Below are 24,062 nucleotides of genomic sequence, written 5' to 3'. Positions count from 1 at the left end.
GTTGTGGCCCGGTGAGTGCGCCTTTTGAGATCAGCAGGCCCGATCAGGCGACGCTAGTTGACCTGGTTGATGATGGTCTCGGCGACTTCGCGCATGCTGAGGCGGCGGTCCATGGAGGTCTTCTGGATCCAGCGGAAGGCTTCGGGCTCCGTGAGGCCCATCTTGGTGGTGAGGAGGCTCTTGGCGCGTTCGACCAGCTTGCGGGTGGCGAACTGCTCCTGGAGGTCGGAGACTTCGCTTTCGAGCGCCTTGATCTCCTCGTGGCGGGAGAGGGCGATTTCCAGCGCCGGGATGAGGTCGGCAGGCGTGAAGGGCTTCACCACGTAGGCCATGGCGCCGGCGTCGCGGGCACGCTCCACGAGTTCCTTCTGGCTGAACGCGGTCAGCAGCACCACGGGGGCGATGCGGGCTTTAACGATCTTTTCTGCTGCGGAGATGCCGTCCATAACGGGCATCTTGACGTCCATCAGGACCAGGTCCGGCTTCAGCTCCTCGGCCAGCTGCACGGCCTTCTCGCCGTTGTCCGCTTCGCCGATGACGTCATAGCCTTCGCCGCGCAGGATTTCGATGATGTCGAGGCGGATGAGGGTTTCATCCTCGGCCACAACGACGCGGCGCGCCGGTTGGGACGTGGGTTTTGACTCCGTCTGTTCAGTCACGGGATCTCCTTGGAAAGGTACGGCGGGGACATCACTATCTTAGGTGCGCCCGGTCCTGTACTTGATCTGCATGGTCGGTGTGCGGCGTCGGCGGCGCGATTCTGGAATTCAGCCTATCTGCATGTAGAGTAATTCCGCGTACGTGAAGCGATCGCGTTGCTCACAATCAGCTGTGGGCGTACCGGTTTGTTCCATGTATTCCGCGCCCGAGTGGCGGAATTGGCAGACGCGCCGCACTCAAAATGCGGTATCGAAAGGTGTGTGGGTTCGAGTCCCACCTCGGGCACAGTAGATCCCCTCGTCAGAGGGGTTTTTGCTTTAAAGTGTTGACATAGCTTGTGGTGGCGTCCCTCTGACGCTAGGGCGCGGGCTGTGGCCTGGCCGCCGCGGTGGCCTATTCAGGTGTATGGGGTGGCGGGTTCAAGGCCCTGGCTAATGGGCCTCCGCCTGCTGTGGTCTGGGTTATACGGTTCCTCGTTCCGGTTCTGTCGGGTTGGTCGGGGGTGGTCAACACCTGTTCATGGTCCGGGTGGCGGGGACGACATGACTTCGCCGAATTGGGGCGCGAACGCTATTGGAGGGCTCCACTAAGACGCGCAGGAGCCGTCAGAAGGACAACAGCGAAGCCTGCTCTTGGGGTTCAAGAGCGTGGGCGCGGAGCGCTCCAAGACGGACGGACAGGAGTGGACTGATAACTAACTCCTTAAGTGTTTGGACAGAGGGCGATGTATCAGGGTGGGTCGGGGCATCAAAGGTTACTTTCCCTTTAGTTGAGATAGTCCCAAGTGAGACACGTTGTTGAGACGCCTTCGTTCTCTGGAACCGCTGCGAAGCAAGGGGCTTCCAAACGGCTGACAGGTCGGCTCTCCTGTCTCGACAAAGGATCCTTTGTTGCGACCCGTCACGAAATGTCAGCCCGTCGGCTCATACTGTCTCCATGGTTGAAGTACGTCCGCTCTACCCGCGCAACTGGGAGCCCTCGGACCCCTTGGTCGCGTACAACAACGCCGAAGGACATGTTGTCGCCGCGGAGGCGATGAGCCGGGGGAATAGCTCTTACTACGACCGTTATGGGTATAAGGGCTCCAAGGACATCGTGTGCATCGACTGCAAGCAGGACGGCCGCGACGTTGCAGTCATCCTCGTCGAGTCCCAGAGGAGGCGTCTCCACTTCCGGCACCAGCAAGGGGAGGCGCCCGACGGGCTGGGTAGGCACGGGGAAACTGCTGAGCACTTGCGCGGCAAGCAACTCATCATGGATTGGGCCAAGGGGCCAGCACTACGTCCTCCCGTGGTCCATTGAAGAAGAGTTTTGGGTGACCGGTGTCCGGCTGCGGAGCGACGTGAAGGCGGCTCTCGCCAGCGGCCAACAGCTCGCTTTCGAGGTCCAGCGCATGCCGATGGAACGGAAGGACTGGGACCGTCGCCACGGCGGGTATGAAAGCGGGGGAGTTCGTGACGTATGGCTGTGGTCCCCGGACGTTCCCCATCTGGTCCTCGACCTGCCGCTGACGAGCGTCGTGTTAGACGTGGAAGAGGAGTCGATAGGGGTCCTCGTCGCGAATTACTCTAGTGGGTACCGTCACCCCACGGCGGAGGATCAGGTGCGCGTCCCCACCCATTACGCGTCTGCGCCGCTGGCGGAGTGGAGCATCTCGGCCGCGGGCGTTCTTGTGCCGCCGCCCGGTCTGGCAGAGTACATCGGGGATAAGCCCGAGTCAGCCCGGCTGGCACAGCTAAGGGCATATCGGGAGGGAACAACGAGGCCGGTTGAGGCCCCGTCGCGGCGGTCGTACCGAGCCCCGTTGCAAAGGGAGGTCCCTCCCAGCCTCGCCGAGAAGGGCTACAGCGAAGCCGAGATTCAGCGCATCAATGATGCCGTTGCGCGCATCTTTGGCAAGAATCGATGGGCCGGATAAGGCGTACCGGGTTTGCAGGCCAGGACGACCAGCCCCCTAAAGCAGATGCTTACGGGTGCAACCGCAGGGCGGGGCCATCAGCAGCAATCCTCGACCAGCATCCCACGTATGCCCGCGACGGTTCATCCTCCGGGCGGTGGAGCTTGTCATCGCAGTCTTCAACGGCAAGGGTGGGGTCTTCAAGACCAGCTTGGTTGCAAACGTGGGCGGACTTCTAGTCCGAGGCCGGACCAGGTGTCCTGCTCGTCGATCTGGATCCCCAGGGCAACCTGGCTGAGGACCTTGGCTATGCCGACAAAGGGGATGGTGGCAGCAGCTTGGCAGTTGCGCTGTGCTTTGGGGCAGAGCCGGACCTGCTAATGGACATCAGACTCAATTTGGACGTCATTGCTGGAGGACCACAACTTGACGACGCTGCTGCATTCCTGGGGGCCAAGGCCCAGAAAGACCGAGACGCTGCACAGTTAGCCCTGGCTAAACTGCTCGCCAATGTTGCGGGGGAGTACGACCTCGTTCTGCTTGATTGCCCGCTAGGGAACGAGCCACTGCAGGCGGCAGCTGTGGCAGCTGCCCGGTACGCACTGGTGCGCGCCGGCGGGAGTATCAAAAACGACCGTTTTATACCAACTTCTGAGTTGCGGAGTTTTGTCGGCGAAGACGGGGATTTCCAGTCGCTGTTTTGCTCAGAACCGGTTGCCGGTATCAAGGCTGGTCAGAATACAGGTCAGAGGGTTTTGACCCGGGCCGGTGGAGACCGCCCCTGTGGCCGCGGCCTTTCCGCCATCCAGGTATGGCCTCGTTCAGCTTTTTCTCCTTGGCAGGGTCCAGCCGGCCGGCGCGGTAGTCGATCCGCTGTCCATGCAGCCACACGCCCAGGGTGCGTTCGTGGGTGTCGTCCGTTTTCTGATGCCTCGGCCAGTCGCCGCCGGCGGCCCGGATTTTCTGCAGTTCCTCAAGCCGCTGCTGCCAGCGTGCCTCGTCGTCCGCCTTTCGTGTTGAGGTCCTGTCCCATCCGGGGATGACCGTCAGGGCCTCACGGTAGGTGGGGGAGAGGGTTCCTTGTGCCGATTCCCGCCGTCGGTGTACCAGCCACGAACCCAGGGCCCACTCCCTTGCCGTTTTGGCGTGGGTGACGGGCAGCCTGCCCTCGGATTCGTGGAAGGCGATGACGTCGGCCAGGTTCCGCAAGCCTGCCTCGGGCGTTCGTTGGGCTTTAGGGGGCAGGGCTGCTTTGTGCTCGGCCCGGATGCCAGGCTCTGCACGGGCAGCGATCTGAAGGTGGTAGCGGACGGTGGTCTCCGCGACGTCCTCTAGGGCGGCAATCGTTGATGTTGGGATGCCCTTCCGGTACATCAGCACGAACTCCGGGTCAGGGGCGGCGCGCTTCACGTAGGATCTTCTCCTTTTGGCGGCGCGGTGCGTCGCAGCTCAGCTATGCGCAGTCGAAGAAATGTGATCACAAGGATCAGGACGTAGATCGCCAGGCCGATCAGTACAGCCATCACGACAATGCAGAGCACGGCCAAGATACCGAAGCTTGGAGCGAGGTTCACGGTTACCTCCGTCCTAGGGCTTGACCCCGTGGGGCCTCTCCCGGTTTGAGTTGCCTGTGGCGTCGTAGATGGGCTCGCCGTTCTGATTCACGGGGAAGCTCTCTATGACTTCGCCTGTAGCTGTCTCAATAATGACCACCGAGTCCGCCGGCCAGGCAGGGTCAGGTACAACGGCGTAATCAACATCGGAGACGTTGGTGACTTTCCCGGCGTCGTTCATCGAGCGGTTGAAGGCATCGACGACTTTACCGGTCCTGGTATTTACGGCCACGGTCTCCTGGGGGAGTCCTGTGGCGTCACCGGAGAACGGGGTTGCATTCCACCAACCCTCGTACCCACGTACTGTTGTCGGAGGTTCGACCGCGGCTGCTACTGAAGGTGCGGCATCGGGCGAGGCGGCTTCCGCACTGGCGCAGTCCGCCAGTGCGATGGCAGCAGCAATTCCTGCTAGTCCAAGTCTTACCTTCACAACTTCCCCCTGAGTTGATTCGACAAACCGCGCCGGGCAACGAGCTGCTCCGGTGCTGATCGTCCTAGCCTAGGGGAAGCATCGCCGGCGCTTTAGGCGGGCGTGACCCGTGGATACCCTCGGGAGGGGTTCAGCGTAGGCGAGTAGTGCGGTGTTCAAGTGATCCTATGGACATCGAAATCTTATGATGAGCCACGACTACCTTCTTGGTGTCATCTAGGATCCACTTCGATTTGATCACCTTTCCCCTTCTTGTCCAGTCCTCTCGTACCAGTGGGCGATGAAGCTGATCCTTCAACCATGCGGCGGCCTTTTCCGCGCACTCGGTTGGCGAGAGCGCCACGCCTTTGATCAGGAGGTCGCCTTCGTCGTGCCCTTGCCCTTCCAGCAGGTGATCATCGCCCCACTCTCCACTGACGAGTGGAGAGCCGTCCCGATCAGGCCAGTAAGCAATCTGAAGAGTGCACTGATTATTGGGCACTACGACGTCGGGCACCTGCAGAACGATCACTAACGGGATAAGTCCACCGACCACGTTGAAAGCGTCAGGGCCCGCGCCGGGAATACCCCACTGGGTCACAATTTCGGCTAATCGGCGTGAAAATGCCTGACCCTCAGGAGATCTGGGCTCATGTCCGGAAAGTTGGGCGGGTGAAGTCATGCGTGAATCCTATGTGCGGGAGCTCCAGCCACTGTCCGTAAGCCGGTGGCCGACTGCAACCCGCTCACGGGTCTGTGGAATCGAGGGTTTCCTGGATCTTTTGGAGGGTTTCGGGGCTTGCGGCTATCTCGATGACTCCCCCGTCCGACTGGAGTGCCATGACTTGGAACCTCGACGGTATGCCCTGCTTTGAGTCGTTGCGCTCCCGTCGTCGCGGCGGTGCCAGGACGCGGAGCCCGGTAAGGGATTTGCTGCGGCCCCTGGGTACCAAGGTGTCGTAAACGACCGGCTGGAACTCGATCCGAACCGGAGCTGGGGTGGCCACGCCCATGTCCCAGATGCCGCTCAAAGAGCCGGGTGGTGAGTTCGGATACCGCAGAAACACCACCGCCTGCCCGTGCTCGGCGAGTCTGGCCGCGGTCTTACGGGTTTTCTTCACGGTGAAGTACCAGCCCCCACCATTAAACAGCGCGTAGAAGACTGCGTTGAAAGTCGCCTGATCGAGACGGCGTGCGAGGAGTAGGTCAACGGCCAGGATGAGAACGCCCCCGGCCACACCAACCAATATGGCTAGTGCACCGGGATGCTTGGTGCCCCATTCCCTCATGCTGGCCACGCTAGGCACGATAGGGTTCTGCCGTTACGGTTTACTCCGTGCCTGGACCTGATCCAAAGCCATCAGCAGGCCATCGGCGTCTGAGACGTCAAAAAAGGCGACGTTTTGTCCCAAGCCAAAGCTGAAGAAGTCCATCCCTGTGTTCTGATACATGCCGAAAAGACCCATCGCGCTCTGGTACCCGAATGTCACACTCACATGCTTGCCGTCCCTGGATCTGTCGACCTTGCTTGGCATACCCATTACTGGAGCATCAGCAACTGATCTGTCCCCTGTGCAGACGATCGCGCGACTATCTGTGAGGCCGTAGGCGGTGGCGATCTTCCGACGTTTCTTGACGATGAAGCGCCCGAAAATGAAGTACAGACCCACCAAGACGAATGGAATGCCCCAAATAATGAACAGAGGTGACTCGCCTTGGGTAATAACCATGGTTTCCCACACGATCGCGAATCCACCCCAGAGGATGCTGAAAGGCACGAGGAATGCATCAGCGCCTGTGAAGCGAACCTTCGGGTCGGGTTGACCGACCCATAAAAGCCGTTCGCCTTGGCGGAGGAGTGGCAGAATCCGGCTTCGTGGATCGTTCATGCCCGAAGTGTTACACAGGTGGTTCCTGTCTGAACAGGGCAAACTCTGTCTATTTGAGCCTGCCCGGAGGTCTCAGGGTTATGTGCCACTCCCTAACGGGACACTTCACGAAGGCACCGTGACCTGGGGAAGCGGGGACCGAGGAAGTCGTAGCCAGAGGGTCACCGACGCCGCCCGGGAAAGTAACGAACTACGATTCGATCCATGGCTGCCATCACCACCACCAAGGAACTTCGACAGAGAATGGCGGAGATCTTTCAGTGGAAAGTCAGTCCCCAGACCGGCCGGGAATACTTCAACTTGTACAAGTGGTGGCGGGAGCCAGAAGTCATAGCCGGCATTGGAGACCTGCTCGCCGAACCGTTTCGTGACGCCGCTCCGACTGTGGTCATTGGCCCATCAGCCAGCGGATACCTGACCGGCAGCCTTACCGCCGCCAGCCTGCGTGCCGGCTTCTGCCCAATACCTAAAGACGCAGCGCCTTCCTTCGACAGCGATCCTTGGGTAACAGTCACCAGCCCGCCCGACTATAAAGATCGTCACCTTGAGCTGGGGATACCCAAAGGCCTCATCCGCTCGGGAGACCGTGTTCTCGCTGTGGACGATCTAATCGACACCGGCGGCCAGCTGCTGGCACTGCAAAGACTCGTCGCGGAGACCGGAGCGACGTGGGTTGGAGCGTCCGTGCTGATCGACAACCTCAAGGAAAGCCCGCCGCGCCGCCAACTGAACCTCAAGGCTGTCTTCCATATTCGGGAGCTCTAGCCCACGACGACCTGTTTCATTGTGGGTTTGCCTTCGGATCCTTTGTGTCCCGACTAAAGCTGCCTGCCCCGACGGTCCCAGTCTGCCCGCCGAGCTTCTTCCTCATTCCAGTAATGACCGTCGCGACCGCGCACATAAACCAGATACGCGAGCCCGGCTGCGCAAAGAACCAAGAGTGACCACCATTAGGAAGCGACCGGGAGATACCCGAGGCCAAGTAGCCAGGAAGGCGGGAGTCGGAGTGCTAACGGCGCGCACCGGATCTACAAGCCCTGATCTCTTGTCGGGACCGGCAACCGGAATGAAAGCACCGGCTGGCCTCATGGCCGTGTCAGTTTCCGGGCGTCGTCGCGCTGCGGTCGAGGCGGTTGGTCAAGATCACCCGGCCACGGTTCAATATCTCGCTGATGACACGCTGCTCGTGGTCATCGAAAAGCGGGCTGTAATGCTCACCTGGTGGGGTAATGCTGGGGAGATTATTGCCGTAAAAGAGTTTGTCGTAACACTTGTCTGTTTCTGGTCCGCGGTCATCAAGGGATGCGTTGACGCTGCATGCAATGTCGCCCAGAAGGTTCCACGCATTCAGCAGCTGCGCGCAGGTGTCATCCGATGCCGGCAGCTGGAGAAGGTCTTCGATCCCATCAAGGTTCTGGAATTCCTCGTTGCCTGGGTCCAAGGTGAGGTTGTGCTGGCGGGCCAACTCCGGGAAGTCCTCTTGGGTGCGGGCCCAGACGATCTGGCCGTTGTGGACGAGAACGCCGTCCGTATCTTCGTCACCAGCCTCATCATCCGTTTGCCACACGAGGCCAAGCCCTTGACCTTGAAATTGGATCCAGTGCGGGTAAGACATCCTCATCCGCGAATCCTATATGTTGAGTTCGCATACCGGAGGCTAATCCCATGGGGAGGAAACGCAGCCCATTAGAACTGCGGTATCAGCTTGGAGACCAGGACGCTGCACACGATTCCGGCGACGACTACCATCCGCACAAGTATGTGATTCGCCCCGGTAAGTGGCGGCATTTTTAGCAGCGCTATTTGTCACCTTGGTGCCCGTAAGCCGAACCGCTACCGGAACGGTACTGACGGACTAGCCCAATCGGCGCGAGTGACCAAAGCGAACGCGATGGCCGGCAGCCGGGCTTCCAGGTCTCAGAGATTGCGATTGGATTTTCCTGAGAACTGGCCGATGAGGCTGTGAAGTAGAGTTTCATACTCTGCCCGCTCGAATACGAACGTCCTGTCGATCTCTACGGCTTCCGTGGGGTTGCCGAAGATGTCGTCCCACCCGAAGTCAGACCAGGTGACAGTTTTCTCCGTGATGCTGATGCGGGTGCTCACGCCTCCGCAGCCGGGGTCTCCACATTGGCAGTACAAGAGCCAGGTTCGTCCGTTCCTGTCCGCTGGCAGTGGGCCGCCAAGGAGCTGCCTCAGTTGATCCAAAGACTCTTTAGGGCTATCGGCCCAGGGCAGGGGGATCTTGCGATCGGGGTTGTCTGCCTCGGACGGTTCGGTCAGCGCGAGCAACGGTAGGCCGTCTATGTAGATTTCCTGAATGGGCGCGCGGACTTGGACTACCTGCCGCCGGCGGAACAATCGGAACCTCGACTCCGTCCACTCCAGCTCGTTCTCAACGAACGTCAGTGAATTGATCAGTTTCTCCACAAATCTAGTTTCCCAGCTCTGAAGTCAGGGCTGGCTCTGCCAGTGGCCCCGCTGCAGGAACCTTCAACGGGAGGTTCCTGGTTCGGGAGCAGGGGCACCATCGACTTCATCGTGTAGGTAAGGGACACTTGACCCTTAATCCCCTGGTGGGCCCCGTATCCATTCGATGGCATTTGGGAGTCAAGGAAGACCAATGGCACGTTATTGGGATAAGAAAACACCGACTGTGACCCTTATCCTGTCCGGGATCGTGTGTATCTCGTTATTCATAGCTGTTTCAAATGACAGCCGCTTTGGCTATTGGCCACCGATTTTTCTTTTAGCAGCCATTGCTTTTACTATCTTCAACAACCGCAGGATAGACCGTCTGGAAGCACGAAAACTCAACGGCGATGCAACTGGTAGCTAGGATGCTTGGCCGAGCGGGGCCTTCGGGGGTGCGGGCCTGCTTTCGATGCTGAGCGGTGAGACTTACTGCAGCACGAAAAGGATCCTTCTGCGAGACAGCAGGACGCTGACCGCTCGCCACTACCGCTCGGGCTCGATGTAGCCATACGACGAGGTGGACCGGCCAAGACGCCATTCGTAGCCGTCCACTTCAATTTTCAGAACTGAGACCTCGCCTCGGCGAAACAGCCGCCGCCGCTTTTCTATGTGCCCTTGCCCTTGAAGGTAGGCGCGCATCACGAGGCAGAGCTTACGGAGTTCGGCTTCCTTTTCATCCTCGACGTCGTCGTATTCGAAGAGGATCGCGCCGACGTCCAGCTCAGGTATGAACACATTCGCCCACTCGTAGCTGGCTCTGATCCTTGCCGTGCGGTCGTTGCCGAAGCGGCCGCTCACACGAACGCTGTGCAGCCAGGGATCGGCTTCAGGGATAACGTCCACCACGGCAAACGTCTCGTTAAACACTTCGTCCACGACACGGTGCAGCATGGCTTTGATGTCGATCGTCACGGTGACAGTCTCTCAGTCCATGGACAGCTGTGGAGTCCGATTGAGGATCCCCTACCGGGCGGCCATGGATCATGTCGCGGCACACGGAAAGTAGCGGGATGGGGCGGCTACTTGTCCGCTTTTCCTGGGGCTCCTAGACCTTGCGGCACAGTTCGTGACAGGTCCCATATCTCTGTTCCTTCAGACGTCCAGACGTCCAGCAACGAATCAACACCACGATTCTGTGCGTGCTCGACTTCAGAGGTGAATATTGGTGCTGTGTCCAGAAGAAGCACGTGCGCACCGTTACTCAGATCCAGGACCGGGAGCAGATCTTTTGACCGATCGAAGAAAATCCAGCCAGTGAAGCCAAGGCCGTCAATGACTGGGAAATCCAGATCCAGTATCTGACAGTCTTGAAAGGTAACGCAGGAGTTTCTCGCATTCGTAGCCAGCGTAGCCAACGCTTCCCGGTACGAAGCGGATGCTTGACTTACGCCAGAATATAGCTCGTTTCCATGACTTGATGCTCCTCGCAGTGTGTCCAGTGACATTCCGAAAGTGGCGTAAAAGTGGATACCGAGCCGATTGGATTCTGCTTCCCACTCACGTATCACCACTGCTGAAGCCGATGACCCATTCGAACTGCCCCAGCTAGTGTGGTTGTGTCCTACGTGCTGGTAGTAGTAAGCATCCAACTCTCGGGCCGGTGACATTTTGGTCCCCTCTAAATAACACCAAGTCTTGCCAAATTTTCGACCAGAACCGGCCAGCGCCTTGACTTAGTTGCCGCACGATTGGCTGGCGTTGCGAGGCAATCCGACCGCGATCGAATTCTCTAGGTCATTCAAGTCTTAGACCTCTCGAGTTTACTCATATGGATGCCGCCGGTTTTCCCCTATGCTTCCTTAGACATTGGACAGGCTAAGAGTGTCGCGAAGTGGCCAGCCAGCGCCGGTAGGGGACCGGCTAACGGGACTATCGTTCTGCAGAAAAACCCAGGAGTAAGCTCCCACCATGGGGAACACATATGGGGATTCAGCGACGCCTCTTTCAGCAATCTTTTTCAAAACCGTTGTGGTCGGTGTCGCTGTCGGCGTCGCCCTTTCCGTCACCTTGCACCTGCTGCCGGTAGGTGGAGCAGCTCCCTTGGATGTCGGCAGAGTGCCATTGGTCTTCCTATCGGGAGCGAGCCTCGGCGCACTATTGGGTGGCGGGTCTGCTGCTTGTTCCCTTGGTTTGCATGCACTTGCTAGGAAGATATCCAGCGGGTTGCGGGCCACTGCCGCAGGGATTGGGGGCGCAGTAGGAGTCGCCCTTCCTCCGCTCGTCTTGTTGGGACCGGCACTCTTTACGAGTTCAGCGAGATGGTGGATTCCGGTCTCCGTACTAGCAGGATCAGCATTGGCTGTGGCGGCCACGAGGCCACTTAGGGCACCCGTTCTGCACTCCAACGAGGAGCCGACACGTTGAAGATTCGGCTTACGGGGCGTTCGGTGAGGGATCGTTCACCGGACGCCCGTAAGCCGATCCCTTAACGGGCGGGGCTTCATCTCGTAGAAGTGGCGCGCTACTTCGAGGTCAAGACGCGACAACGGTTGCAGTTTCGACGGATAGGAGCCGGGCGTAGTTCAAGCACATGCTCAAGCCTTCGTTCGCCGGAACTCGTGCGCCCTCGACGGAAACGGTTGCACCCTCAGATAAAGGCGAGGTGCCAGGAAAGACGACTGACTCACCGTCGAACTTAGTGCCTTCTGGAAAGACCAGGGTGTAATCGTCACCGTCCTCCGCCCGTAGGATGAAGCAACCGGCTCCGTCGTCATCGAGGCGCCCCTTGAGCTCAGCGTCTTGTCTCGGAGCCGAGGACGGTCCCGAATGAACCACAGCCTTCTTGCCGGCTTCACTCAGAAGCAACTCGGTCGGCAGCTCCTGCTTTGCAGCGAGCGAACTGGTGGCAACCGGGGTCGTGTCTTGGGCTGCAGCTGAGCAGGATGTCAGTGAAAGGCCGATTACTGTCAAAGCCGGCGAGTCCCTGCAGCGACGTCTCGAACGATCGGACTCATCCGTTTGATTGCCGGGCAAGTGATTCAGGCACCTGGTTAACGAACCCCGGCGCCATGCGCCGGTCGCCCATCTGTTGGTCAGTATTGGTCCTTCTGGCCATGATTGTCCCCTCAATCGTTCACGGTGCCTAGAGAAGGATATACGGGGTTGCGCTGATGAATGGACTAATCTGGGGTTCGCCGGACGTGTGAAATCCGTATGACCAGCAATAACAGTTACTCTTTTTGTTGGATATATTGTCCGTCATTGGTAGCGTCATGGCTGTCTGGTCGCCGGACGGTCATGTGCCCGGCGATGTCCTGGTTGAATTTTTTTGGGGAGGAAAATTTTTATGTCGCGTGTGTTGTCTACAGAGCAAGCGAAGGCTGCCATCGGGCAGGTCCAGTCGATCATCAACGGCGGTTTCACGGACCAGATCTCCGCGCTGGACGCGCAGGGCCGGGTTCTGTCTGACCCGAACGTCTGGGACGGTCCGCTGGCCGCACAGTTCCGTGGGTCCACCTGGCCTGAGACGAAGGCGGCCCTGGATAAGGCCAAGGAAGAGCTGGAGCAGCTGCGCGGGCAGCTGGAGAAGATCTCCCAGGACATCTTCTCCGCCGGCGGCGGCGCCTAGCCTGTACTTTCCGGTGTGACGGCCGGGTGGGTGTTCCGTCCTGGGGCATCCACCCGGCTGTTGCGCCGTCCATTTTCTGATGCGTGTCCGGTACTGGGGTGTCCTGGTCCGGTTTGAAGTTTGGTGGACCGTCTCCGCCGTCCGGTGGTGTTGTCCCGGGTGGGGTGCGGTTCCTTTGTTTCCTTTGATCGTTTCGCGTAATTGCTCAGTGGGGGGCGTTGGTTGTGGCCGAATTCGTTGAGGTGCCGTTGTTGCCGGTATCGGATGCTTCCAATGGCGGGCGGTTCAGTTACGCCGTGGCTGAGGCGGTGCAGTCGGTCTTCCAATCCGCCGCTTCACGGATTGAGGGGCAGGCGGGATCCCGCGCTTCCTATGTGTCAACAGCAAAGGCGGACTTCGGGGGCCATTTTTCGGAGCTGTTTGCCGCTAACGCCGCCACGGCTGCCGGGGACGCGGAAGCACTGGCCTCGGCCATGCGGACCGTTGCGGGCTACGTGGGGCGGATGGTCGAGGCCGCACACGAGGAAGACAACCGGCGCCGGCGGAACAACGAATGGGTCCGCGAGCACAACGACCGGAACGGGTTGGAGCAGGTCAGGGACTGGTTCTTTGGCGAGGCAGAGCGGCCCAACGCAGACCCCGGCCCCGCCCCGACCTTTGCGTCGCCGTCCCCTAACCTGGGCTCCCGGGAAAACCCGGCGCCCGGTGGCGGATACGGAGGGGGGACTTCCTCGGCCCGGCCCGCCGACCTGCGCTCCTTCGCGGCGGGTTCACGCGGCCTGGACGACAGTCTTGCGGCGGAACCGGGCTCACTGGACGGGCAGATGTCCTCGTTCGCCTCCTTCTGCTATTGGGGTTCCATCGATGCGTCCGGCGTGATCAGTGCTTACCGGCGGTATCTGCAGGCGAATGAAAACGATGCTATCTGGGCCACCACTGTGGCGGATGCCTTCGCGGCCGCCGGCGGTGAGGGTGCGGTCTCCAGCGTTTCGGACGCCGCTGTCAACGCTGCGCTGGCCGCGGCAGGGGTCAGTGCCACACGGTCTTCACTTGCCATTGATCCACCCACTGCTGCCGGCGCGATGCCCACCAGCGGTTATGCCAACGACCCCGTGAACACGGCGACGGGAAACTTCATCGAACCCGAGTCCGATCTGGCCTTCGCAGGCGCTTCCTCAAACCTGGTGCTGTCACGGATGTACAACTCCCTGGGTTCGGGCCTGGACCGCGAGGGCGTGTTCGGTCCGGGCTGGGCCTCCGTCCTGGACCAGTCGCTGCTGCTTTCGGACGAGGGCTGCCGATGGGTGATGGCAGATGGACGGGCGGTGGATTTTCCGCGCGAAGGCGCCGGCTGGAGCCGGGCTGTGGGGGAGAGCTACTGGGTCGCCAGCGAAGCTGCCACCAATGCCGCTTTCCGGGAGTTGCGTTCCCTGCCTGCCGGCACTGCGGAACTCCTCGTGGTCCGCGACAACCAAGGCTCGTGGTGGGCGTTCAGCCCTTCCGGCGTGTGGCTCGGTATGGGATCGGCGCCGGGCCGGACCGTATCGGCCCTGCGGGAAGAAGCGGCCGACGGCGCCACGGCAGGTTCGGTGGGCAGGCTTGAACACGTGCGGGGCCGCTTCCTCGAGGTCGACTACGCGGCCGGACGTGCCGCTGTCGTGCGTGCCTCAGATGGCCGGCGCATCGAATACGGATATGACGCCGCGGGCCGCCTGGTGAGCGTCACCACCGAACTCGGTGCCAGGACCTACCGGTGGAACGAAGCCGGCCTGATCGACGCCGTGTACTCCGCCGCCGGCGTCCTCGAGGCGGAAAACACCTATGACTCGTCCGGCCGAGTGGTCCTGCAGGTAACCCAACACGGCCGCCGCGTCCGGTTCGCGTACCTGCCGGGCCGGGTCACTGTTGTCTCGGACGAGGATGGCACCCGCTCCAACTCGTGGATCGCAGACGCAAAGGGCCGCCTGGTGGGGGTGCTGGACTCCCAGGACCAGCGCCAGTCGATGGCCTATGACGCACACGGAAACCTGGTGTCGTTCACCGAACGCGACGGTGCGGTCACGGTCCACGGCTACGACGAACGGGGCCGCAAGACCCGCACCGTAACCCCGGAAGGTGCGGACCTTACGTACGGCTGGGACGACCAGGACCGGATCACCACGCTGGTGACCGCCTCCGGTGCCGCGGTGTCCTACGAGTACGCCGATGAACTTTCCCGGGATCCTTCAGTGATCCTGGATCCCCTGGGTGGCCGTACCGAGTTGGAGTGGCGGGACGGGCAACTGGCCCGGGTTACCGACCCGGTGGGAGTCCAGGTCGGGTTTGAGTACGATTCCTTCGGGGACCTGGTGGCCACCCGCAATGCGGCAGGCGATGTTGCCCGGATAATCCGGGATCAGGCCGGCCGGCCGGTGACGGCGGTGACCCCTACGGGTGCCGAAACCCGTTTCACCTACAACGATGCCGGACTGTTGGTCCGGCGGGAGGACCCGGACGGGGCCATATGGGCCTTTGAGCACGACGCAGCGGGGCGTGTTACAACGTCCGTGGCACCGGACGGTGGCCGGACAGAGCTTGAGTACGCCGCCAACGGTGAACTGGTCCGCACCATCGACCCTTTGGGCCGGTCCATCGAGAGGATCTTCGACGAACTGGGGAACCTCACTGGGGCACTGTTGCCCGACGGCGCTGCCTGGGGTTTCACGCATGACGCGCTTTCACGGCTGGTGGGCATCACTGACCCGGCAGGGCACGACTGGACCCGGGAATACGACAAAGTTGGCGCCCTGACAGCCGTCATCGACCCAACTGGCGTCCGGACGGACGCTGCTTCTGACCGCAGGGCCGGCACCGCGACCCTGACGGAGGCTTTCGGGTCCGCCACCATCCGCTTTGACGAGTTCGGCCGCCCCACCAAAGTGGAAGCTGCTGACGGGTCAGCAGAACTGGTCACGTACGACGCCGCCGGCAACCCGGTAGAGCTGGTGGACGGTGAAGGCGGGTTGACGGTCCTGGGGCGGGACGTCGCGGGCAAGGTCACCTCGGTCACCTCACCTGGTGGCGCCGTCACCCGGTACGAATACGACGGCTGTGGCCGGCCTTGGCGCACCACGGACCCGCTCGGCGCGGTCACGGAGCTGGCCTATGACGCAGACCAGCGGATCAGTTCCCGGACCTTGCCCACGGGCGAGGTGGAGACGTTCGAGTACGACGCCGGCGGGCGGCTGATTGCCCTGCGCACCCCGGGCCGGGGACTCTCCCGCTACGGATACGACGCGTGCGGGCGGCTCACGTTTTCGCAGGACACCTGGTACGGCACCCGCAGGTTCAAATACAACGTCGCCGGTGAGCTTACTGAGTCCGTTAATGGCGTGGGTGGGCGGACGCGGTTCGAGTATGACTTCCGCGGCAGGCTGGTTCGGATCACCGACCCGTTAGGTGGGGTCACCACGAGGACCTACACGGTCACGGACCTCGTCGATTTGGTATCGGATCCGTTGGGCCGAGTGGCCACGGCCACGTATGACCCCGCCGGGCGTCTGCTCTCGAAAACGGATCCGGACGGCCACACCACCTCGTGGACGTACGATGCCGCGGGCCGCGAAGCCAGCACCTCGGTGGACGGGAAGCTTATTTCCTCCATCAGCCGCGATCTGCTGCGGCGCCGCGCTGTTATTACCGATTACACCGGCCCGGACGGGCTCGCCGTCGAGCATGAGCTCGTTTTTGACCGGTGCGGGCGGTTGACCTCCCGGACCCGTGGTTCCCAAGGCCTGTCCTGGGAATACGACGGGGACGGGCACCGGACCGGCTTCACCGACGCCTACGGCGCCACCACAACCTACGCCCGTGATGCTGCCGGGCAGATCACGGCTGTTGGTAATCCGTTGCTGGGGGAGGCATCCTTCAGCTATGACGCTGCGGGCCGGATGACTTCCGCAACTGCCGGGGATCTGGTGCAGGAGTGGGCTTACCGTAACGGGGCGCTGGCCGAGCACCTGAGGGTTGACCATTCAGGTAGCGGTGCCCCTGATGTGACGATGATCGGCCGCGATGATGACGGCAGGATCACGGCACTGACCCGGTCCGGTGCGGTCACCCAATACGGGTACGACGGGGCCGGGCAGATGGTTTCCGCGTCCACCACACGTGTGGGTGAGCCTGAGGCCCCCGCCGTGGTGTTGGGGTGGGAGTACGACGCCGGTGGGCGGCTTCTGCGTGAAACGGTCCCGGGCGGATCCCGGGTTTATGGGTATGACGCTGCGGGTCAGCTTCTGTCCGTGAGGGAACCGGATGGGTCCCGGACGGAGTACATCCATGATGGGCTGGGCCGGCGGACGCGGTTGATTGGTCCGGATGGTTCCTGGACTGAGTACGCATGGGGTCCCACCGGGCTGCTGAGTGGTTCTGTGGTTCGGGACCGTGATGGGGCGGAGGTGTCGCGACACTCGTTGTGGGTTGATGCGCTGGGTGAGCTTGCCGCCGTCGACCGTTGTGAGTTGTGGTGGGATACCGCCAACCCCGTACCTTCTTTGGCCGGTATGGGTGGCGGGCAGGTCATTGTCCTGCCCGGTGGCGTCACCGGTGTTGGAGGCGTGTGGACGGTGCCGGGCTGGCGCGCCGCCCGGCCCACCGACGAGACCGACCCATGGTCCGTCATCGGTCTGTCTGCCCTTCCGGCTCCCGGCGGAACGGCAGGTGCCGTTTCGGGGGCGGCCGGAATGCTGCCTACCGGTATCAACTTGACGGGCAACGGCGGCGTCGACGTCGCAGGCCTGGAGTGGCTCGGGGCACGCGCCTACGACCCCGCCGTCCGCGGTTTCCTCTCCACCGACCCCCTCGCTCCCGTTCTGGGTGCGGGGTGGGATGGCAACCCGTATTCCTACGCCGGTAACAACCCGCTCAACGCCACGGACCCCACGGGCTTGCGTCCCCTAACCGATGAGGAACTGAAGATCTACGACGGTTCCGCCGGGGGCGCCATCGCCGCCGCCGAAAATTGGCTCGGAGACAACTGGGAGTATGTTGCAGGTGGCGCCATGGTGCTCGCTGGCGGGGTCCTCATGGCCACGGGAGTTGGAGGCCCGGTCGGAATGATGCTCATCGGTGCCGGCGCTGACACGATCATCCAGAAAACAACCACCGGCGAGGTGAACTGGGGCCAGGTCGCGCTCAGTGGGGCACTGGGAGGCTTTGGTGGAGCCGGTATAGCCGCGCGGGCTGGTTTTACGGGGCTAAGAGCGACGGCAGTTGCAGGCGTCAGCTCCGGCGGTATCAGCGGAGGGATTCAGAGCACGTATGGCTACTACGCAGGTCAGGGGCCTCACACGGTTACCGGCGCTCTCGGTGCAGCCGGTCAAGGGGCCGCCTTCGGAACTGTACTCGGTGGTGCAGGTAGCGTTGCCGGCACCTTCGTTGCCCGTGGTTTGATGCGACCCCTGACTCAGAATGCCTCATCTTCAACTGTGGCCATGGGCAGATGGATGGACGGGCGCGTCATTCCATACGCTGATGCCAATGGATTCGGTTACTACAAGGGCACGCCCGGCTGGATCCATAATCCGATGGCAAACATTGTTGAACGCGTAGATGATAACTCCCTTGCACATAGAGTGCTGGGCGGCGCCATGAACTCCGTGGACGAGAATTTCAACAGAGCTTGGATCAATACCCAAGTAAACTCCGGAAAGAGAATCGTGGATATCGGCGTAGATTTGGATTCTCCCTTTTACCAGATCGAGCGCCACGCAGTTGCCGGATACCCGGGATATTCCAGGGACTTCCAGCCGAATGCGGATCTACGCGTCCTGCAAACAGCAAGTCGACCGTGACGCAACTTGAATTAGGGAAGTGATTAACCATGAAGCTACCGATGCACGTTAGGGCTACGAGGGTAACCCGAAAACGACCATCGCTCATTTTTGGCAGGTGGTACTTCATTTATGATGTGCGCTTTGAGAGCGGCGAAGTGCAAACCAACGTCGACCTCAATAAGGTGCTTAAGGGATCCAGCTTTCCGGCTGACTACCACTCCGTTATGAAGGGTGCGCGAGCACTGGCGGGCGATGGCGTCCCGGGCGAGTGGGTCGACTATCCCTATGGACGTCCGCTCAGCGACTGACACTCGCTGCGGGCAATATCAACTTGCGGGACCCCTCCGCCCAGATGTCGAGGTATCTGGTCCCCTGAAATCCTCCAGCGCCCGAGCACCGGGGTGGGGACATTGTCCACACTTTTCTTCTCTGATTGCTTCGTAGAGCCTCCGGACTGGCCCGGATTCCGCATGTTTTGGCGGGTTCCCTATGTTTGCAAGGCCGGGAATGTAGTTCGAGTCCCACCTCGGGCACAGTATTTTCGCAGGTCAAGGGCCTGTTTCCTCTTTGAGTGTTGACAAAACCGCCGAAAAGTACCACTGTTATCTTCCTTCATCGCAAGATTCCTGCTTCAAAACTCTTGCCACCGTTGCGTGACCTGCGTCATATCGTATTGATTGTCCGCCCCGCAAGATCTTGCGATGCCGGCAGGCTTGGATCGCCGAAACCAGGGATCATTCCTTGTGGACCAAGCCATTGGTCCTCTGGCAGAAATTTTCCTGTACCTGTCGTGGAATTCACGTCATACTCGGATCTGAATGATTGCCAGTGATGGCGCCAAGCGTCACTAATGGAGCGCGGGCGGCATTTGACCCGCGGTTCAGTGCCTACCCGCATCTCCATGTGTTTGCTGAGAGACGCTGCATTCATTCTCCCCGCAGCCCGGCCTCGTCGCTTGTCGATTTACGACAGAGTGTTCACTTTTTGCGCAGTCCTCCTCTGTGGGACTCCAAGCCCCGCTGCCCTGTTCGGCGGCAAGTCGAGTTCGCCGATGCCGAACTATTCACTTAACTTCCCTTGCTTGGGCGATAACAGCTGGCGTCCCTTACCTTGCACGGTTCATGGATTGGTCGCCCCTCCTGGTAACTGGCTGCGGATAGGACTCACACGAGTGCGTTTTCTCGGAACTCTTCGCCGTTGGCTGCGCCGGGCGTAGGTGAGCATGCTGCCGGCGCCGGGCCCGCACTTTGGTCCCTTGGGACATCACTAAACAGCTGAACCCTGCGGGCTCTCGTCAGGATGACAAGAGCCCGCAGGGCCTTTCTGCTCGTAGTGCTGCTAGACGGTCGCTTTTTCGTAGGCTGGTTCTCTGCGCTTATCGAAGATTGTGGCTCCGACTTCCTGCTCGGCTTGGTTGTTGATGGAGAGGTCGATGCCTGGCCGGTCCCTCAGGATTAGGACAGCAATTACGGATAGTAGGGTCATGCCAAGCAGGTAAAGGGAAACCGAGGCGCTGCTCCCGGTGGACTGTATGAGTGCTTGGGCGATGGTCGGTGCGAACGCACCGCCTAGGATGGCGCCGATGGCGTAGGAGATGGAAACGCCGGAAAAGCGCACTGAGGCCGGGAAGATTTCGCTGTACCAGGCGGCCTGTGGCCCATAGCTAAGTCCTAGCCCGATGGTGAACAGGCCAAGGGCGAGGTAGAGCAGGGGCAGCGACCCCGTGTCGATGAGCCAGAAAAGCGGGAAGACCATGAGTGCCTGGGAGGCGAAGCCGATCAGGTAGGTGCGTTTGCGGCCGATTTTGTCTGCGAGGTAGCCGGACAGAAGCGTGAAGAGGAACCACATGGCGGCGGCGAAGGTGATGGCCAGGAGTACGTCGGTGCGGTCCAGGCCTACCTGGCTTGTGGCGTAGCTGGGGATGAATCCTCCGGTGGCCATGTAGCCGGCTGCGTTGTTTCCCGCGAAGACGAGTGCGGCGAGCAAGACCAGCAGCCAGTGTTTGCGGAACAGTTCGGCGGCCGGGACTTTCGTCTGCTGCTTTTTGGTGGCGATTTCCTGGAACACGGGGGATTCGTCGACGGCGCGCCGGACCATGTATCCGACGCCGATCAGAACGATGCTGAGCAGGAAGGGCACGCGCCAGCCCCATTCGATGAAGGCTGCTCCGGGGGAGACCCATCCGGTCATAACGGCTGTGACTCCGGAGGCCAGGAGCATGCCCAGCGGTACTCCGAGTTGAGGGAAGGCTCCGGCGCGGCCGCGGTGGTCCCGTGGGGCGTGCTCGACGGCCATGAGGACTGCGCCTCCCCATTCACCGCCTGCTGAGATGCCTTGGAGGATCCTGAGCAGCAGCAACATGACGGGGGCCAGGATCCCTGCAGTTTCGTAAGTTGGCAGGATGCCGATGAGTGTAGTGGCGGCTCCCATCAGGATGAGTGTTAGGACCAGCATTGGCCGACGGCCGATGCGGTCGCCAAAGTGTCCGGCTAAGAAGGCTCCGAGCGGGCGGAAGAGGAAACTTATCCCCACGGATGCGAATGCCAGCAGAAGCCCGATCGACTCCCCCGCGGGGGCGAAGAAGACTTGGGCAAAGACCAGTCCTGCGGCTGTGGCATAAATAAAGAAGTCGTACCACTCGATGGTGGTTCCGACGATGGTGGCGAAGGCGACGCGGCGTTGCGTCTTTTTCGCCGCGGCGTCGGTTAATGCACTGGGCATGGTTTCTCCTGCGTTTGGTCAAGGCGGCGTATAAGGGGGGAGCGCTAGGCGGGGTTTAGCAGTGCCTTCTGTGTATGTGCTTTCAGGCTGAAACCTGGGGCTTGGGCTTCTTCGGGTGATGGTCCCAGGCCGGCGGATAGAAGTTTCCGGGCAGCCATATGGTCTGCTGCGGCATTTACGGATTCGACTGCTACGAGTTGGCCGTCCCGGTGGCAGAGGATTGAGAATTTAGCTGCAGCGGGGTCTCCAATGAGTGTGGTTGTGTCACCGGCTCTGTACATTCCGGCCATCTGCAGGCGCAGTGTGCCTTGTGTTGACCAAAACCAGGGTGTTTCTTCGTAGTGGTCCGTTGCGCCAAGGATGACCTGTGCTGCGTGCCGCCCGTGCGCCGCAGCGTTCTGGACCGACTCGAGCCGGGTTCTGGTCCGGGTGTGGGGGTTCGGGTAGTTCGCGCAGTCGCCAATGGCGAGAATTCGGGGGTCTGAAGTTCTCAGGGATTGGTCCACGACGATGCCGTTGTTTGTTTCGAGTCCGGCCCTCGCGGCAATCTCGTCGTTGGGTATGACACCCACACCGACGACTATGAGATCAGCCGGGTAACGCCGATTAGTGGTGGAATGTGCGGCACAGACCCTGCCATCAGGGCCAGCTTCAAAATGGCTGATGCCTTCTTCCAGACGAAGCTCGATACCGTTCCGTCGGTGCGCATCGGTAAACCATTCGCTCATAACAGGCGTCAGGGCCCGGGCCATGGGTCGGGGGGCAAATTCCAGCACTGTCACGGAGCACCCGTGGGCTCGGGCGGCCGCGGCGAATTCCAGGCCAATAAATCCTGCTCCAATGACGATGACGTCCCGGGCTTGGGCGAGAGCCGGGTGGAGTTCTTCTGCGTCCTGCAGAGTCTTCAGGCTGTGAATGCCTGTCATTTCCGCTCCTGGGCAGGTCAGCTTTCGGTTGCGGGAACCAGTGGCCAGGACAAGGTGGTCGTAGGGAAGCGCAGTCCCGTCTGAGATGGTGACGGTCTTGTTGTCCCGGTCGATGTCCGTTGCTGAGACACCGGTGCGCAGGTCAATGTCGTTGTCGGTGTAGAAGGTTCCTGGCCGAAGTGGCAGGGCCGCAGGGCGGCCGCCCGGGGCCAGGTAGTCCTTGGACAGTGGCGGGCGCTGATATGGCAGGCCCTCTTCCTCGGCGAGGATGGTAATGCTGTCGGTATATCCGCCGGAGCGGAGGGAGTCGGCCGCTTGAATGCCGGCCTGGCCGCCTCCGATGATGATTACCCCCATGGTTTAGACCTGGTCCGTGGGGACGTCGACGATGATTGCGTCGAGGTGTGCGCCGACGCTCACCTGGCATCCAAGGCGGGACTGGTTTGTCCGCTCTGCCGTGGTGCAGTCGAGCATTTCGTCTTCGTCCTCGCTGAGCGCGGGCAGTGCGTCCTCGAACTCGGGGCGGACGTAGACGTGGCAGGTGGCGCACATGGCTTGGCCGCCGCATTCGCCGACAATTCCTTCAACGCCGTTGGCGACCGCGGCGCGCATGAGAGATGTCTTTTCATCCACAGAGACGGTGTTGGATTTTCCGGTGGGCTGTACGAAGGTGATGGTTGGCATGATTCTTCCTTGGAGTGCTTGGATGGGGCTGGTTTCAGTTCCAGAGGACTGGCATTTTGGTCAGTCCGCGGAATACCCAGCCGGCGTCGATAGAGGGGTTATCAGGGTCCAGCCGCAGACTTGGCAGCCTGTCGAAGAGTACGGGCATCGCCACTTGGGCCACCTGGGCACGGGCGACCCAGGTCCCGGCGCAGAAGTGTGCGCCTCCACCGAAGCCAAGGTGCGGCTTCTTAGGCCGATTGATGTTGAAAGTCTCCGGGTCAGTGAACACGGCAGGATCGCGGTTCGCGGCGCCGAGCACGACACCCAGCCGTGCACCGGCGGGGAGGCGCACACCCTCGAGGACTGTTTCGCGGGTCGTTTGGCGCGGATACATTCCAATGGGCGCGACCCAGCGGACGGACTCTTCGAAGGCGACGGAGAACAATTTCGGGTTCGCGAGCACGTCAGCCAGTTGGTCCGGGTTTGACAGCAGTGCCCAGACCGTTGTGGCCAGCACGTCGCGGGGCTCGTTGAGGCCGCCGCCGATGGTCATCTTCAGGTTGGCCCTTATGGACTCAAGTGGAATAGGCATGGAGGCCAGCCCGGAGAGCAGCGATGGATCGGGGTTCTTGCGCAGGTACGGGATCATGTCATCAATGGCCGCATCAACTTCTTTGGAAGATGCTTCACTCTTGGCCCAGACGGCGGGGTCATCGGCGTAGTTGCCGGTGCCATCGATCATTGTCTGGCTCCAGCGCTGGAAGTCCTCCTGGGTGGAGTTGTGGAAGCCACAGATTAGCCTGAGGTTTTCTGCCGCGTAGGGGGCGGCGTAGTCCCAGACGAAGTCCGCGCCCGGGCCCTCGGCGGCGATCTCTTCCAGGTATTTGGTGTTGTTCTTCTCAAAGATTGATGCCCAGTGATTCTTGATCGTTCCGGGGCGCAGCGTGCTGCCGTAGGAGTCCCGGTCCACTTTGTGTTCGGGGTCATCTTTGCGCAGCATCGAGTGGCCCATCGCCCGCTTCATGAGTGAACCGGATTCGTTGGCGGAGAACGTGTCCGCGTCCTGTTCGATGGTGTGGCAGGCAGCGTAGCTGGTGACCATGTAGCGGTTCACTGCCGGCACCCAGTGCACCGGAGCTTCTTCACGCATGCGCCGGTACATGGGGAACGGGTCGCGGTACAGGTCCGGTATGGTCACCCAGTCAGCCACCGGGGCCTCAACGGCGGCCGCAGCAGCTGAGGAGTCTGCGACGACGCCGTGGTCCGCTGGAACCGAGGATAGTAGTGCGTTCCGCTCCGCTGCGTCTTCCGGCAGCGCCCCTGTGAACGGGCAGCCTGGGGCTTTGGGGGTTCCCTGGATGATCATCTTTGGTCTCCTTAAGTGTTGCGCGACTTTGCCTGTACTCAGTGTGGGTTAGAACATAT

The 24,062-nt window shown here is 61.1% G+C and carries 21 protein-coding genes, 1 tRNA gene and 1 pseudogene; 8 read left to right on the top strand and 15 right to left on the bottom strand.

All coding sequences use genetic code 11. The features are described 5' to 3' along the window. Positions 1-53 precede the first annotated feature (53 nt). On the bottom strand, positions 54-659 hold the full coding sequence (locus AC50X7_RS02645) for an ANTAR domain-containing response regulator (RefSeq protein ID WP_163163231.1): 606 nt from the start codon (positions 657-659) through the stop codon (positions 54-56). Between the two features lie 204 nt (positions 660-863). Between AC50X7_RS02645 and AC50X7_RS02640 the strand changes: the two genes are divergently transcribed. The 4 genes and pseudogenes from AC50X7_RS02640 to AC50X7_RS02625 form a co-directional block, all read left to right on the top strand. Further along, positions 864-945: transfer RNA gene (locus AC50X7_RS02640), tRNA-Leu, on the top strand. Between the two features lie 651 nt (positions 946-1,596). Then, positions 1,597-1,962, top strand: coding sequence for a hypothetical protein (locus AC50X7_RS02635; protein ID WP_494977621.1), 366 nt, complete (start codon positions 1,597-1,599; stop codon positions 1,960-1,962). 13 nt (positions 1,963-1,975) lie between these two features. Then, a complete protein-coding gene (locus tag AC50X7_RS02630) occupies positions 1,976-2,578 on the top strand; it encodes a hypothetical protein (RefSeq protein WP_494977620.1) in 603 nt (200 codons plus the stop codon). A 236-nt stretch (positions 2,579-2,814) separates the two neighbouring features. After that, a pseudogene (locus AC50X7_RS02625) lies at positions 2,815-3,153 on the top strand (ParA family protein); the annotation flags it as partial. Positions 3,154-3,280: 127 nt separating this feature from the next. Here AC50X7_RS02625 and AC50X7_RS02620 read toward each other — a convergent pair. From AC50X7_RS02620 to AC50X7_RS02595, 6 genes are all read right to left on the bottom strand, one after another. Beyond that, positions 3,281-3,967, bottom strand: a complete 687-nt coding sequence (locus AC50X7_RS02620; protein ID WP_494977619.1) for a helicase associated domain-containing protein — start codon at positions 3,965-3,967, stop codon at positions 3,281-3,283. After that, on the bottom strand, positions 3,964-4,131 hold the full coding sequence (locus AC50X7_RS02615; RefSeq protein WP_494977618.1) for a hypothetical protein: 168 nt from the start codon (positions 4,129-4,131) through the stop codon (positions 3,964-3,966). Before AC50X7_RS02615 ends, AC50X7_RS02620 begins: the two co-directional genes overlap by 4 nt. 13 nt (positions 4,132-4,144) lie before the next feature. Further along, on the bottom strand, positions 4,145-4,600 hold the full coding sequence (locus AC50X7_RS02610) for a hypothetical protein (RefSeq protein ID WP_494977617.1): 456 nt from the start codon (positions 4,598-4,600) through the stop codon (positions 4,145-4,147). A gap of 130 nt (positions 4,601-4,730) precedes the next feature. Further along, on the bottom strand, positions 4,731-5,261 hold the full coding sequence (locus tag AC50X7_RS02605) for a hypothetical protein (RefSeq protein ID WP_494977616.1): 531 nt from the start codon (positions 5,259-5,261) through the stop codon (positions 4,731-4,733). 64 nt (positions 5,262-5,325) lie between these two features. Next, a complete protein-coding gene (locus AC50X7_RS02600) occupies positions 5,326-5,868 on the bottom strand; it encodes a hypothetical protein (protein WP_494977615.1) in 543 nt (180 codons plus the stop codon). A 33-nt stretch (positions 5,869-5,901) separates the two neighbouring features. Next, entirely contained in the window at positions 5,902-6,468 is a 567-nt protein-coding gene (locus AC50X7_RS02595) for a hypothetical protein (RefSeq protein WP_494977614.1), read from the bottom strand. A 204-nt stretch (positions 6,469-6,672) separates the two neighbouring features. On the opposite strand from AC50X7_RS02595, the gene AC50X7_RS02590 reads away from it, so the two are divergent. Further along, entirely contained in the window at positions 6,673-7,233 is a 561-nt protein-coding gene (locus tag AC50X7_RS02590; protein WP_494977613.1) for a phosphoribosyltransferase family protein, read from the top strand. Between the two features lie 331 nt (positions 7,234-7,564). Here the strand turns inward: AC50X7_RS02590 and AC50X7_RS02585 are convergent, their stop codons facing one another. Both AC50X7_RS02585 and AC50X7_RS02580 read right to left on the bottom strand, forming a co-directional pair. After that, on the bottom strand, positions 7,565-8,089 hold the full coding sequence (locus AC50X7_RS02585) for a hypothetical protein (protein ID WP_494977612.1): 525 nt from the start codon (positions 8,087-8,089) through the stop codon (positions 7,565-7,567). A 296-nt stretch (positions 8,090-8,385) separates the two neighbouring features. Then, positions 8,386-8,898: a hypothetical protein gene (locus AC50X7_RS02580; RefSeq protein WP_494977611.1), complete on the bottom strand. Its 513-nt coding sequence runs from the start codon at positions 8,896-8,898 to the stop codon at positions 8,386-8,388. A gap of 193 nt (positions 8,899-9,091) precedes the next feature. On the opposite strand from AC50X7_RS02580, the gene AC50X7_RS02575 reads away from it, so the two are divergent. Next, entirely contained in the window at positions 9,092-9,307 is a 216-nt protein-coding gene (locus tag AC50X7_RS02575) for a hypothetical protein (RefSeq protein ID WP_494977610.1), read from the top strand. 119 nt (positions 9,308-9,426) lie between these two features. Here the strand turns inward: AC50X7_RS02575 and AC50X7_RS02570 are convergent, their stop codons facing one another. Next, a complete protein-coding gene (locus AC50X7_RS02570; protein ID WP_461186782.1) occupies positions 9,427-9,855 on the bottom strand; it encodes a hypothetical protein in 429 nt (142 codons plus the stop codon). A gap of 107 nt (positions 9,856-9,962) precedes the next feature. Continuing rightward, a complete protein-coding gene (locus AC50X7_RS02565) occupies positions 9,963-10,550 on the bottom strand; it encodes a suppressor of fused domain protein (protein WP_494977609.1) in 588 nt (195 codons plus the stop codon). A gap of 1,679 nt (positions 10,551-12,229) precedes the next feature. Between AC50X7_RS02565 and AC50X7_RS02560 the strand changes: the two genes are divergently transcribed. Both AC50X7_RS02560 and AC50X7_RS02555 read left to right on the top strand, forming a co-directional pair. Further along, on the top strand, positions 12,230-12,511 hold the full coding sequence (locus AC50X7_RS02560; RefSeq protein ID WP_406632433.1) for a pyrophosphorylase: 282 nt from the start codon (positions 12,230-12,232) through the stop codon (positions 12,509-12,511). A gap of 224 nt (positions 12,512-12,735) precedes the next feature. After that, positions 12,736-18,342: a DUF6531 domain-containing protein gene (locus AC50X7_RS02555; RefSeq protein ID WP_494977608.1), complete on the top strand. Its 5,607-nt coding sequence runs from the start codon at positions 12,736-12,738 to the stop codon at positions 18,340-18,342. Positions 18,343-19,662: 1,320 nt separating this feature from the next. Here AC50X7_RS02555 and AC50X7_RS02550 read toward each other — a convergent pair. From AC50X7_RS02550 to AC50X7_RS02535, 4 genes are read right to left on the bottom strand one after another with little or no spacing between them, the layout of a single operon-like run. Then, on the bottom strand, positions 19,663-21,045 hold the full coding sequence (locus AC50X7_RS02550; protein WP_494977607.1) for an MFS transporter: 1,383 nt from the start codon (positions 21,043-21,045) through the stop codon (positions 19,663-19,665). Positions 21,046-21,089: 44 nt separating this feature from the next. Further along, complete coding sequence (locus AC50X7_RS02545; RefSeq protein WP_494977606.1) at positions 21,090-22,328, bottom strand: NAD(P)/FAD-dependent oxidoreductase; 1,239 nt, start codon at positions 22,326-22,328, stop codon at positions 21,090-21,092. Positions 22,329-22,331: 3 nt separating this feature from the next. Further along, positions 22,332-22,655 (bottom strand): 2Fe-2S iron-sulfur cluster-binding protein, encoded by a 324-nt coding sequence (locus AC50X7_RS02540; protein ID WP_494977605.1) that lies wholly within the window; start codon positions 22,653-22,655, stop codon positions 22,332-22,334. A gap of 34 nt (positions 22,656-22,689) precedes the next feature. After that, positions 22,690-24,003: a cytochrome P450 gene (locus AC50X7_RS02535; RefSeq protein ID WP_494977604.1), complete on the bottom strand. Its 1,314-nt coding sequence runs from the start codon at positions 24,001-24,003 to the stop codon at positions 22,690-22,692. Between the last annotated feature and the right edge of the window lie 59 nt (positions 24,004-24,062).

The organism is Pseudarthrobacter sp. Hb11 (assembly GCF_059383655.1).
The sequence above is the reverse complement of the archived record's forward strand: the minus strand, read 5'-3'. Positions and strand labels throughout refer to the sequence as shown.